At 46.3% G+C, this 13,008-nt stretch carries 12 protein-coding genes; 8 read left to right on the plus strand and 4 right to left on the minus strand.

Annotated features, from left to right (window positions below):
- From VK080_RS05245 to VK080_RS05255, 3 genes are all read right to left on the minus strand, one after another.
- Positions 1 to 436: sigma 54-interacting transcriptional regulator (locus tag VK080_RS05245; protein WP_324223717.1), on the minus strand; the 436-nt coding region annotated here is incomplete at its 3' end.
- A 522-nt stretch (positions 437 to 958) separates the two neighbouring features.
- Positions 959 to 1,639 carry a ribose-5-phosphate isomerase RpiA gene (rpiA, locus tag VK080_RS05250; RefSeq protein ID WP_324223718.1) on the minus strand — a complete coding sequence of 227 codons (681 nt, stop codon included), beginning with the start codon at positions 1,637 to 1,639 and terminating at the stop codon, positions 959 to 961.
- 22 nt (positions 1,640 to 1,661) lie between these two features.
- Positions 1,662 to 4,043: a penicillin acylase family protein gene (locus VK080_RS05255; RefSeq protein WP_324223719.1), complete on the minus strand. Its 2,382-nt coding sequence runs from the start codon at positions 4,041 to 4,043 to the stop codon at positions 1,662 to 1,664.
- A 272-nt stretch (positions 4,044 to 4,315) separates the two neighbouring features.
- On the opposite strand from VK080_RS05255, the gene rfbA reads away from it, so the two are divergent.
- Genes rfbA through VK080_RS05290 form a run of 7 tightly spaced genes read left to right on the plus strand, consistent with a single transcriptional unit; the run spans position 4,316 to position 11,004 of the window.
- Complete coding sequence (gene rfbA, locus VK080_RS05260; protein WP_324223720.1) at positions 4,316 to 5,248, plus strand: glucose-1-phosphate thymidylyltransferase RfbA; 933 nt, start codon at positions 4,316 to 4,318, stop codon at positions 5,246 to 5,248.
- A complete protein-coding gene (rfbB, locus tag VK080_RS05265) occupies positions 5,241 to 6,257 on the plus strand; it encodes a dTDP-glucose 4,6-dehydratase (RefSeq protein WP_324223721.1) in 1,017 nt (338 codons plus the stop codon). Before rfbA ends, rfbB begins: the two co-directional genes overlap by 8 nt.
- On the plus strand, positions 6,236 to 7,189 hold the full coding sequence (locus VK080_RS05270) for a glycosyltransferase family 2 protein (protein WP_324223722.1): 954 nt from the start codon (positions 6,236 to 6,238) through the stop codon (positions 7,187 to 7,189). Before rfbB ends, VK080_RS05270 begins: the two co-directional genes overlap by 22 nt.
- Position 7,190: 1 nt before the next feature.
- Positions 7,191 to 7,865, plus strand: coding sequence for a GNAT family N-acetyltransferase (locus VK080_RS05275; protein WP_324223723.1), 675 nt, complete (start codon positions 7,191 to 7,193; stop codon positions 7,863 to 7,865).
- Positions 7,865 to 8,230: an EamA family transporter gene (locus tag VK080_RS05280; protein ID WP_324223724.1), complete on the plus strand. Its 366-nt coding sequence runs from the start codon at positions 7,865 to 7,867 to the stop codon at positions 8,228 to 8,230. Before VK080_RS05275 ends, VK080_RS05280 begins: the two co-directional genes overlap by 1 nt.
- Positions 8,231 to 8,240: 10 nt before the next feature.
- Positions 8,241 to 9,353, plus strand: coding sequence for a dTDP-4-amino-4,6-dideoxygalactose transaminase (gene rffA, locus VK080_RS05285; protein WP_324223725.1), 1,113 nt, complete (start codon positions 8,241 to 8,243; stop codon positions 9,351 to 9,353).
- A complete protein-coding gene (locus tag VK080_RS05290) occupies positions 9,316 to 11,004 on the plus strand; it encodes a DUF6044 family protein (RefSeq protein ID WP_324223726.1) in 1,689 nt (562 codons plus the stop codon). Before rffA ends, VK080_RS05290 begins: the two co-directional genes overlap by 38 nt.
- Before the next feature lie 242 nt (positions 11,005 to 11,246).
- Here VK080_RS05290 and VK080_RS05295 read toward each other — a convergent pair whose 3' ends face one another.
- A complete protein-coding gene (locus tag VK080_RS05295) occupies positions 11,247 to 11,687 on the minus strand; it encodes a hypothetical protein (RefSeq protein WP_324223727.1) in 441 nt (146 codons plus the stop codon).
- Positions 11,688 to 12,144: 457 nt separating this feature from the next.
- Here VK080_RS05295 and VK080_RS05300 point away from each other — a divergent pair.
- The coding region (locus tag VK080_RS05300) for an MmgE/PrpD family protein (protein ID WP_324223728.1) at positions 12,145 to 13,008 on the plus strand (864 nt) is incomplete at its 3' end.

Genomic DNA, 13,008 nt, shown 5'->3' on the forward strand with positions numbered 1-13,008 from the left:
CCGGATTTTGGGCATAATCCGCACAATTAAACGCAATAAATGGTCTGTCTTTGGAATCTCCGGAATTTTCAATCGCCATATTGGACAGCTTTTCTGCCAAATATGTTTTGCCTGTCCCGGTTTCACCTGTCAGTAAAATTGGAAGCGGCCTTACAGGGTATAAAAATGCTGCCATCCCTGTTTCAATAAGTGACTGAAGACTCTCTCCCGCCCCGATGACATTCCGGTCGGCAGGTTCTGTATGATTGGATTGTTTAATGACATATTTCACGGGTTTGCCGGGCCTTTTTACCACGCGATCAGCTTTGACCAGATCATTTAAATAACGGCTGGCGGTCGAGCGATCGATATGCAATGCCGCACCGATGTCCTCAGCACTCGCCCCATCACTGCCGAATTGCTGTAATTGCTGATAAATATCTTTAATTCGACTCATACGCTAATATAACCTCATTTTATTTAAAAGTGGAAAGTTAGATCTCCATAAGTTTATTCTAGCAGGAACCAGCTAATAAAGAGAACTTCAAACATCGGAGCGGTTTTCTCCGATAAATATGACGGAACAAAGGCAACGTTCGCAACGTCATGTTGCAGCGCCTTCGTGACATGCATCCTGCAGTCCGAGCAGAATCGGTCATTTAAGGTCAGTTATCCTAAGTCTTTTGGCGGGTTACTGACCTTTACATGCGGGATAGAACGAAACTTCGGATGGCCATTTCATACGATAGAAGCCTTCTCTCTGACGTTTCACGCTCCTCCCGGCTTGCTTTCGGACGAGAGAAGCATCCTCTCTGACGTTTCGCGCTCCTCCCGGCTCGCTTTCGGACGAGAGAAGACCTCTCTCTGACGTTTCACGCTCCTCCCGGTTCGCTTTCGGACGAGAGAAGCCTCCTATCCAGCGTTCCCCACAACATTCAAGTGCAATGTGGATCAGCTGAGCAGCTTATCCCCCTCAAGTCTAACTTTTCTGCAGGGTTTTTGCCTGATCTGGATAACCGGCAATCACTTCGCTGGTCATTTCCGTAAACAGACCGGTTTCAACAACACCTGTCAGCTGCTTTAATTGCTGGTGCAGTGTCTTTGGATCGTTGATGACACCAAAGTCACAATCCACAATATAATTACCGTTGTCTGAGACGAATGCATCATGACCATCTCGGCGCAAAACCGGCTCGCCATCCAATTCCGCAATCCTTGCTGCCGTCACTTCCCATCCAAACGGCAAAATTTCAACCGGCAGCTTAAAATCTCCCAATTGGGAAACGAGCTTTGACTCATCAACAATGACGATAAACTTCCGGGCCGATGCTGCAATAATTTTTTCCCGAACAAGTGCACCGCCGCCGCCTTTGATCAGGTTCCATTGCGGATCAACCTCGTCAGCGCCGTCAATGGCTACATCCAGTTCCTGTATCTCGGAAAAGTCGGTCAGCGGCACACCGAACTCGTTCGCCCATTCCTGTGTCTGGCGTGATGATGGAATCCCTTTGACATCAAGCCCATTCTGCACACGTTCTCCGAGTTTACGGATCATCCAATAAACGGTCGAACCTGAACCAAGGCCGATGTACATGCCGTTTTCAATATGTTTGACCGACGTCTCTCCTGCCAATTTTTTTGCTTTATCCTGGTTATTCATGCCGGAACAACTCCTTCATCGTTTAGTCGTTTGGTGTCAGTATCAATTCCATTCCATCATTTTCATCGGTCTGCGTCACGTGATATGCTCCCTTGACCCAGTCATTCATCTGGTCATGATACCAGTCGCTTTTAAAATGCCCGGCCTGTCCGGGGCCGACGGTGTGGTAACCTCGCATCAGATTAACCGTATCGATCACAAACCGCCATGATGCGCCATGGTCAACAATCCCTGTTTCGGCGTCATGGCTCGCCGCCATTGGTGTCACGCTGCTGCCGCCGGTCGGGATCGGCTCTTCCCGGTTGAAAAAGAATGCGAGAATCGGGCTGATATCTGACAGTGGATGGTAAAACTGTACCCTATGATAGTCGCCCCACTGCCAATCAGGCATGGTGCTCCCATATTCGTCAACTAACTGATCCAGCGTACTTTCCAATGACGCAGCGAATACTTCCTGCAATCCGCCATTATCCTGGATCCAGACGGAATCATTACCTTTTCGCAACAACTGATCTGTTGTTTGTCCTTTGCCGCCAAATAAATCCATAACCGCTTCTGGAATCTCATCGTCATACAAAAGGCTCTCAATTTCATGCATCCATTGATGGAAAATAAGCGGCTGCGCAGCATCCACTGTGTCTGTATAATCCCACTCCGACAGCAGCTGGAGAGCCGCTTTTTCGTCATCAGAAAGATCAGCTTCACCAAGTACGTCAATAAACATCGGTACAAATTCGCGCGCTTGCAGATTCGTCTGATCCATCTGCAGTGCCTTCATATCTTCAACTGTAAATTTCTCCCCTGCTGCCAGAACTTCAGCAATCCGCTCATACCGGTATGGCTGTGCCCAGACATGGCTGATATGATACGGATATTCCTCTTCCGCGATTTTATTGTTCGCTGTAGCAATAAAGCCTTTTTCAGGATTGATAACAGTCGGCAATTCATCAAACGGGATATAGCCTTGCCATTCATTTTCTGCTTTCCAGCCTTCAAGCGGCAGCAGTGCATCATCTGCATTTTCGTAAACCGGAATGTTGCCGTTTGCTTTATAAGCTATCGTCCCATCTTTAGACGCAAATACAAAATTCTGTGCCGGAGCGAGGAATTTTTCCAGTCCGCGTTCAAATTCTGCCCAATTTGCTGCCTGGTTGATTTCCAAAATCGCTTCCAGTTCGGTTGTCGCCTCCAGCGCCGTCCACCGAAGTGACATGACAGTACCGCCGGCCGTTTCATCCGCAAACTCCGAAATCACAGGCCCGTGCCGTGTTTCCACAACTTGATAGTCGATTGTTTCACCGTCTTTCACTTTAATCGGTTCATCAATCACGTCCGCTTCTTCCCATTCACCTTCATACAAAAATGCATTTGGATTGTCGGGATGCCGTTTTTCCAAATAAAGCTGCTGCACATCCGGGCCTGTATTCGTGACACCCCAGGCAATATCATCATTATGACCGAGGATGATTCCCGGGACCCCGGCAAAAATGACGCCACTGACATTGACTTCCGGCGACGTCAAGTGCATCTGATACCAAATGGATGGTGTTGCCAGTCCCAAATGTGGATCATTGGCCAAAAGCGGCATCCCGGATTTACTTTTTTCACCGCTCACGACCCAGTTGTTACTGCCATTAAATGCATGCGGGATGATGGCATCTTTAAAACTGGCCGCCACATCCACCTCTTCCCCATCAATGATCGCAGGCTTATTTTCCGGATAACTTGGGAACAGTTCATAAGCCTTTTCGTCCGTGAAATGATTTAACGCATAGTAATTGAATGCCTGCCGCTCCCAATGACCACCGAGGTCAAACGCCATGTACTTCCCGATTGTCAGGGAATCAATCGGTGTCCATTCAGCCGGTTCTGACCCCATCAATATGAATTCGACCGGCAGACTGTTATCCGGTTTTGCCTGCTGGATATACGCATTCACCCCGTCTGCGAACCATTGCAATATTTGTTTGCTTTCTTCTGAATAGATTTCATACGACTTCTCCGCCGCACGTCGTAAACCAAGCGCCCGGAAGTATTTATCCTGTTCGACCGCCGCTTCCCCGACAACCTCACTTAATGTACCGGATGCCTGCCTGCGCGACATCTCCATCTGAAACATCCGGCTTTGTGCCTGAATATATCCCTGTGCCATGTATAAATCATGTGCATTTTCCGCCTGTATATGCGGAACCCCGCCTTCATCCGTTATAACTGTAACCTCATTTTCCAATGACGCCAGCTCAATCGTCCCCTCTGTCTGTGCCAGCGACCTGTTGATGTATGCGTTTGCGGAAATGAGCGACAGTATGATAATTGCCGCCAGCACACCAAGAACTATCAGCACAATTTTCTTTTTACTGCGCTTTTTCCTTTCTGGTTCTCCCAAGACCTTCTGCGTTTCCAATTGATGCCCCCCTATAAAGTTATTTTTCTCTATTAACTTATTCTATTTCGAGATTCAACTGTAAAATCCTTCAACCGGTATAAAGAACTATTTACATAAAAAGGATTTAGAATATATTATTGATTTAGAAGCTTTCAATAGTTTTTGTAATCAAAATGCAAATAAATTGTAAGATTACTTTCCATAAAAACGGTAATAAACATTTATGTGAGGAGCGTAATATATGGACGGTGATCCGTATCCTTGACTAAACCTTTTGGGAGTGATTTCACATGAAGGGGATTGTACTTGCAGGTGGAAGCGGCACAAGGCTTGCCCCAAGCACAAATGGGGTCAATAAGCACTTGCTCAATGTCTATGATAAGCCGATGATTTATTATCCGCTATCGGTTCTGATGCTTGGGGGCATCAACGATATTCTGATCATCAGTACGCCGGGGGATATGCCCCGCTTTAAGGAAATGCTCGGTGACGGTTCTGCATTCGGCATCAGGCTGCAATACTTAGAGCAGGAACATCCCAACGGTATCCCTGAAGCCTTCATCCTCGCCGAAGACTTTATCGGCTATGATAATGTCACGTTAATTCTTGGCGATAACATTTTTTATGGCGAGGGATTCACGACACTGTTCAGAAAAGCGCTTCGCGACCATAGAACTGCCACTATTTTTGGCAGCCGGGTGAAAGATCCGGAACGCTTTGGTGTCGTGGAATTTGACGAGAATCAAAAAGTGCTCTCACTCGAAGAAAAACCGGAAGACCCAAAATCCGACTTTGCCGTAGCCGGATTATATATTTATGATTACCGAGCGGCACAGTTTGCCAAGCAGCTGCCCTATTCAGATCGGGGCGAAACGGAAATCACCGATCTGAACAAGGCATATTTAAAAGGCAATCAGCTGGATGTGCAACTCTTGGGGCGCGGCTTTGCCTGGATGGACGCCGGAACACATGAATCCCTGTTTGAAGCATCCGAATTCGTCAAAATAACCCAGCAGCGGCAAGGGTTCAAAATTGCCTGTCTGGAAGAAATCGCTTATTACATGGGTTATATAAGCAAAGAAACCCTTTATCAGAAAGGCGAAGGGATGAAAAAGACCGATTATGGGCAATACTTAATGGAGATTGCCAACCGGAAGCATACGGAACAATATTGGGAAACGATTGACAAAAATCCGATACTGGAGCTGGTGCAGAATGAGTAAATCCCTTCTGGTAACAGGTGGTGCCGGGTTCATTGCCTCCAATTTCATTCATTATATGTTGCAGCAATACCCGGAATACCACATTATTAATATTGATAAATTAACTTATGCCGGGACAGAAATTAATTTACAGGGAGCTGATGCGTCAGAAAACTATCATTTCATTAAGGGTGATATTACCGATGAACAGCTCATCAATGATATTTTCACAGAATATGATATTGACGGTGTCATCCATTTCGCCGCTGAATCACATGTTGACCGTTCCATCAAAGATGCCAAAGCATTCATTGAATCAAATATAATGGGGACCAGTGTGCTTCTGCAGGCTGCACGCGATGCCTGGAATAAGAAAGGGAAACTGGCAGAACGACGTTTTCATCACATTTCCACTGACGAAGTATACGGTTCACTGGACCTTGAAACGGACGCAAAATTTAATGAACAAACGCCGTATGACCCACGCAATCCTTACAGCGCATCAAAGGCCGGTGCTGACATGCTTGTCAAAAGTTTTGGCCAGACATACGGCATGAACATTGTCATCTCCAGCAGCTCCAATAATTATGGACCGCGGCAGCATCCGGAAAAACTGATTCCGACAGTCATTTCAACCGCACTGCAAGGCAAACCAATCCCGCTTTACGGTGATGGAAAAAATGTGCGTGACTGGCTTTATGTTGACGATCACTGCCGAGCAATTGATCTGATTTTTCACCATGGCAATGCATTGGAAAAATACAACGTCGGCGGCAGCAATGAGAAGTCGAATATCGAACTGGCGATGATAATATGTGATATGCTTGATCACTTAAAGCCTGAACGGCAGCACAGTCATAAAGAACTGATTACATTTATCGGGGACCGAAAAGGCCATGACCGCCGATACGCGGTTGACGACCGTAAAATAAGACATACATTGGGCTGGAAACCTCTTACATCGTTTGAAACAGGACTTCATCACACAGTGGAATGGTATGTCGACCAATGGCAAAAGGCAGTCCTTTGATTTCCGTTGTTGTCCCAGTCTACGGCTGCAGACGCTGCCTGAAAGAACTGTGCAGCCGTACCATCACAACAATCGAATCGATTCCAGCCGATGTAGAAATTATTTTAGTGAATGATGCCAGCCCTGATCATGCATGGGAGACGATTAAAGAACTGAACAAGCAGGACAGTCGGATTAAAGGCATTGATTTTGCCCGCAATTTCGGGCAGCATCATGCCATAACGGCCGGCCTCGATTATGCAGCGGGCGACTGGGTGGTCGTCATGGATTGTGACCTGCAGGACCGTCCCGAGGAAATTTTGACATTGTATGAAAAAGCACAAGTCGGGTATGAAGTCGTTTTTGGAAATCGCGTGCAACGTCAGGATAATTGGTTCAAACGTAAAACATCGCAGGCTTTTTATCGTGTTTATGACTATTTAAGCGGCAGAACTTCCGATCACACCATCGCCAATTTCAGCATCAGTCAAAGGAAAGTTGTCCTTGCGTATCGGCAAATGCGTGAACAAAACCGTTTCTTCCCGCTGTTTATACAATGGATGGGCTACAAAACAGGTTCCGTACCGGTCAAACATAATGCCAGAAAGGAAGGCAAAACGTCCTATAATCTGACAAAACTCATCACACTGGCAACCGATGCCGTCATTTCCCAGTCCAATAAACCGCTTAGAATGTCCATACAATTCGGCTTTTTATTGGCCTTGGGATCCTTTCTGTATGGTCTTTATTTGTTTGTAAGATATTTCTTTCTGGCTCAGCCTGTACAAGGATGGACCAGTGTGATGGTATCCATCTATTTTATCGGGGGGCTGATATTTTTTAATTTTGGCATCCTCGGCCTTTATATCGGAAAAGTTTTTAATGAAACAAAGGGCAGACCATTATATTTGATCCGTGAAACGACCGAAGACAATGACGAAGAGAGGGGATAACATGAACCATTTACGGGAAACTCCCTGGGATAAGCGAAATTTTAACATCAACACATATGAACTGACGAGTACAGCTGAAGAAGCGCTCCGGGCAACAGATCAACATGAAGGTCACTACACATTAAAAGTGAGACCGCTTGAAAACCCCGAACCATTTCTCCGGCATGGTTTTTACTATGTGGATACATTGATTGAACCGGTTTGCAAGAAAGCTGACCTGACCATATTTGAAGAAGATGGGATTACGCTTTCCCGTGGCTATGACCGCGATGCAATTCTGGAAATTGCTGAAGAAGTATTCACACATGGACGTTTCCATCGTGATTTCAACATTCCGAACTGGATGGCTGATAAACGATACATGAACTGGGTGAACGATTTACTGAATAGCGGGAAGATTATCGCATTGAAATATGGCAGCGATACAGCCGGCTTTTATGGTTTTGACAAAGATAAAGTCTTGCTGCTCGGGATACATAAGGATTATCGCAGCAGAGGGCTCGCTAAAGCCTTTACCAGCTTGGCGTGCCAGGAACAGTTTCAGTCCGGATATGACGAACTGAAAACCTCCATATCAGCCGCCAATGTCACGTCATTAAACCTGTTTTACGCGCTGGGTTTCCGCCTGCACAGCACAGTGGATGTCTATCATAAACTCAATGGTGAGGTAGGGTAATGGGATACCTTTATATTATTGGAACCATCATCTTCACCGTCTATGGACAACTCGTCTTAAAATGGCAAGTCGATCAGGCAGGATCACTGCCGGGAGCATTATGGGAAAAACTAGTTTTTCTATTGCAGCTTTTACTGAACCCATGGATTATCTCCGGGTTCTTGTCTGCGTTTTTGGCTGCTTTATGCTGGATGGCGGCGATGACGAAATTTAATATCAGTTTTGCTTACCCATTCATGAGCCTTTCGTTCGTCCTCGTGTTCCTGCTGTCTGCCGTCTTGTTTGGGGATCCGGTAACCATCCATAAGGTTGTGGGGCTTGCTTTGGTTGTTGCCGGACTCGTTGTAACCAGTCAATCAATGTGAGGTGATTTTCGTGATACCCTTTAATCAACCATGTCATATCGGAAAAGAAGAAACTGCCATAAAAGAAGCGATCCGTAACCAAAAACTTTCCGGCAACGGGGCATTCGGCAAAAAATGCACCACCTGGCTGGAAAACCATCTCGGCTGCGAGCGGGCGATTTTGACCCCGTCCTGCACCGCCGCATTGGAAATGGCCGCACTTTTGACCGAATCAGGACCGGAAGATGAAATCATTATGCCCTCCTATACGTTTGTCTCGACAGCCAATGCATTTGTATTGCGAGGTGCGGCCATCCGGTTCGTCGATGTTGAGCCGGAAACTATGAACATAGCGCCTGAGGCCATTGAAGCGGCCATCACCGAACATACAAAAGCCATCGTCGTTGTCCACTATGCCGGCGTCGGCTGTGATATGGATCAGGTAATGGCTATTGCTGAACGTCATGGCTTGTGGGTCGTTGAAGATGCCGCCCAGGCGCTGACGAGTACATATAATGGAAAACCGCTCGGCACCTTTGGCCACTTCAGCACGTTCAGTTTTCACGAAACAAAAAACATTACATGCGGTGAAGGCGGCGCATTGATCGTCAACCAACCGGATGCTGTTGAGCGGGCTGAGATCCTTCAGGAGAAAGGAACAGACCGGAAGCAATTTGTCAAAGGAATGGTTGACAAATATTCATGGCGTGATATCGGCTCGTCCTATCTGCTAAGTGAATTGAATGCAGCCTATCTGTCTGTCCAGCTGGAACATGCCGAAGAGATCATGGCAGACCGAATCGGGACGTGGCAGCGATATTATGACAGGCTGCGGGACGTCGAGGCCATTTCATTACCTTATGTCCCGGACAATTGCACACATAACGCCCATATGTTTTATTTGAAAACAGACCGGCGTGACGATTTAATCGATTATTTGAAAGAGCAAGCTATTATGGCGGTCACCCATTACGTCCCGCTTCATTCATCCCAAGCAGGTCAAACATTCGGTCGATTCGCCGGTCGTGATGTTTACACAACAGCTGAAAGTGAAAAACTCATCCGTCTGCCTTTATATTTTGGCATGGAAGAAAAGGATGTCGATTATGTCATCAGCCATATCAAACGTTTTTTCGAACACTAAACATATCCTGATTGCCTGTCTGGTTATCGCTGTTTATCTGTCACCCTATTATATTCTGGGTGAAGACACACATATCCGTTTGCACGATAACCTGGATTCAAATATTGTCTGGTACAAACTGCTGGCAGAAAGCGGTCAATTTTTTTCCATATCCGAACTGCCCAACGTCATTAATGGGCTCCCCCGCAGTACACTTGCCACACCATTTGACATCATGGTGTGGTTCTATGTGCTGTTTGAGCCAATGACCGCCTATACAATCGGGCAGACGATTATGCGGTTTGCCGGATTTTTTGGGATGTATTTGCTCCTGAGACGTTTCATCGGTTCAAAATGGATCGTCACGGGGGTTGCGCTGGTCTTTGCCATCCTCCCTTTTTGGCCATCAGGGCTCCTTTCGATTGCCGGGTTGCCGTTGGCGCTCTATTTATTCCTGTCAATCAGGGAAAACCGCTGGCAGGCGCCCTGGTATCATTGGTTCGTGTTAATGCTGATCCCGTTTTTCTCAAACTTTATATTGACGTTTGTATTTTTCCTCGGGCTAATGGGCGTTGTTTGGCTGGTTGACTGGATCCGTTTCAAAAAAAGCAACTGGGCATTTTTAACGGCCATTGCCGGCATGACAAGTATCTACTTAATCAAAAATTACATGCTGATTTATGCCATGTTTATCAACGAAGGCTTTACGTCTCACCGTGAAGATCTTGATCTGGGGCATAACACTCTCTCGGGGACCATCAGCCTGTTTTTCGAAAATTTTCTGACCGGGCACACCCATGACATGGCCGTACATACATCGATCATCCTGCCAGTCATCGGATTGGCGCTGGTCGTGGCCGCTTACCGGCGCATCAAACCTAAATTACTCATCGGCCTGGTCCTGTTCAATGCAGCCCTGTCATTGTGGTATGCGTTCTGGTACTGGGAAGGCTGGCGTATTGTGAAAGATAATGTGATGATTGCCAATACATTCAATTTCAGCCGGATCCATTTTTTAGACCCGATGATCTGGTACATCGCTTTTGGCCTCGCACTGTGGTTGTTATGGAAGCATATGCGGTTCGGCAAAGCCGCTGTCACCATTCTGATCATCGCCCAGCTCTTGAATGTGTTTGGGCTGAACGAAGAATTAAAGTACGGACGGATCGGCACTCCGACATTTGCCGAGTTTTATTCGGAGGAGCTGTTTGATTCAATTGAAGCCTATATTGGAAAGGATCAGTCCGATTACCGTGTTGTCAGCATCGGGCTCCACCCGACCATCGCACAATACAACGGGTTTTATACATTGGACACGTACAACAACAGCTACCCGCTGGAATATAAATACAAATTCAGAAAAATTATCGCACCGGAACTGGCGAAAAATGATACGATAAAAAATTACTTTGATACGTGGGGCGGCCGTTTGTACATGTACACAGACAAGCTGGGAAAAGATGATGACGTAACGAAAAATCGTGATGTTGTCCTCGACAACCTGGATATTAACACGGCAGCGCTGGCAGACTTGGGCGGTGACTATATATTTTCCGCCGTTCCGATTGAAAATCACCGCGAAAATGACCTGGCGTATGAGCGCAGTTTCGAGAACAGTCAATCGCCGTGGAAAATTTATCTGTATCGTGTTGACATCCAGCGTTCAGCTTGACATAGCAGGGGAATTTGCTTGCAGACGCCCCCTGCTATTTTTGATGGCATTTATGAGAGTTTCGGGTTATAAGTGGCTGTCATTGGTCGGAATTTATAGTGAAGAGACCTCATTGAGCGTACGAGTGACCAGACTTGAGCGGAAAGCCAGCGGACGGTTCTCCATAGTGGAAATGAGTGACCAAACTCCACCGGAAAACGCGCTAAACAGCCTTCATCACATTGGTGAAGGTCAATTTTCAGTTATTTCTTATAGTCCCAAAGTATCTTCCACTCCCCATCAACTTCGGTCACAAATACATTTTGCACCAGGCTGAAATTCCCGTATTCTCCTTTGAACACTTGTGTTACAGGCACCTGATAAACAATATCAATGGGCTCCGCATCGTTTTCCATTGACCACTCTTTGATTTCTGTTACCTGCCCGACAGTATATGTGAATGTTGTAACACCGAAATGATCCATAAACACATGGGCACGGTCCTGCATATAGTCAACTTTGTCAAATTTTTCTTTCATGAGCGGATGAAACATCTCCCACGAATCAGAAAAATCAGCATCCTGCTCATACGCATAAAACGCTATTACCGCTTCAGCTGCTTGTTCTTCCGATGACTTGTAAAAGAGCAAAAATAATACCGCAACGGCGAATAACACGATGAGAATCACCACTATTTTCCGCATCGGATCCCTCCCGCAAGACCGCTAATATCATTTTATTACTGGAAAGGACAAATCATGTGAAACTTCATCCAATTGGCTAATCGACTGATGTTGTCACAAATGCCGCTGAAGTTCACAATTTTTTCGCTGAAGTTGTCACAATTGGCATACCGGAAACGATCCGCAGTTAGTCCCCACGACCAAAGAAACCATTGTCATCATAATTGGCTTCATGAATGTCCGTTTGTTAAAGCGGGACAAAGTACTGACATCAACAACTGAAACCTTATCACTGCAAAATATAAACTTATCACTTTATATAAGTATTTAATATCAATTTTATGATGTTGAATAATTTATTTTTATCACTAAATGTTCTATCATAATAAGTGAAAGGAGGTTAGAAACTTCCTTTCTGATGCCTCTTAGTGGCCACTGAGGTTTCATAAAGTGAAACTTCACTTTGGAGGTGACTTACATGTCAAACGAAAGAACAATGGTTGAACAGCTTGCCGGATGGGCGTACAATGCCGACTGGAATAAGCTGTCCGATGAAGCAAAAGAAGCACTTAAAGGACGTGTGCTGGATTCCATCGGTGTTGCCATTGGTGCGCTTGCCGGTGAACCGGTCCAAAACATTCGCCGGATGACAGAGGATCTCGGCGGTGAGCCGCTTGTAACACTTATCGGCGGTGGCAGGACATCACCGGATAACGCTGCATTTTATAATGGAGCTGCAGTACGTTATCTTGACTTCAATGACTCCTATCTCGCAAAAGAAGAAACGGGACATCCATCCGATAATATCGCACCGGTGCTCGCAGCTGCCGAGTATGCCGATGCAGATGGAAAAGACTTTTTACTGGCACTGGCGATTGCCTATCAAGTGCAGTGCCGTCTCTCGGATATTGCACCAGTGCGAAAACACGGGTTTGATCATACCGTTCAGGGCGCATACGGTGCGGCAGCCGGAGTGGCACGTGCCATGGGACTCGACAGCAGTCAAATAGCCAACGCGATTGCAATTGCAGGCACCGGCTATAATTCTCTCAGAGTGACACGCACCGGCGAGCTGTCAAACTGGAAAGGGCTCGCCTATCCGAACACGGCGATGGGTGCAGTCCATGCAACACTGCTTGCCAAATACGGCATCACCGGTCCGCGTGAAGTGTTTGAAGGTAACAAAGGATTCATGGACTCGATTGCAGACGGATTTGCCATTGATTGGGAAAAAGAAGATCTCGAACGCGTCACCGATACGATCATCAAACGCTTCAATGCCGAAATTCATTCACAATCATCCATTGAAGGGCTGCTTGAACTGCGTGACCGTGAAAATATT

Source organism: Lentibacillus sp. (genome assembly GCF_035301925.1).
Taxonomy (GTDB): domain Bacteria; phylum Bacillota; class Bacilli; order Bacillales; family Amphibacillaceae; genus Lentibacillus.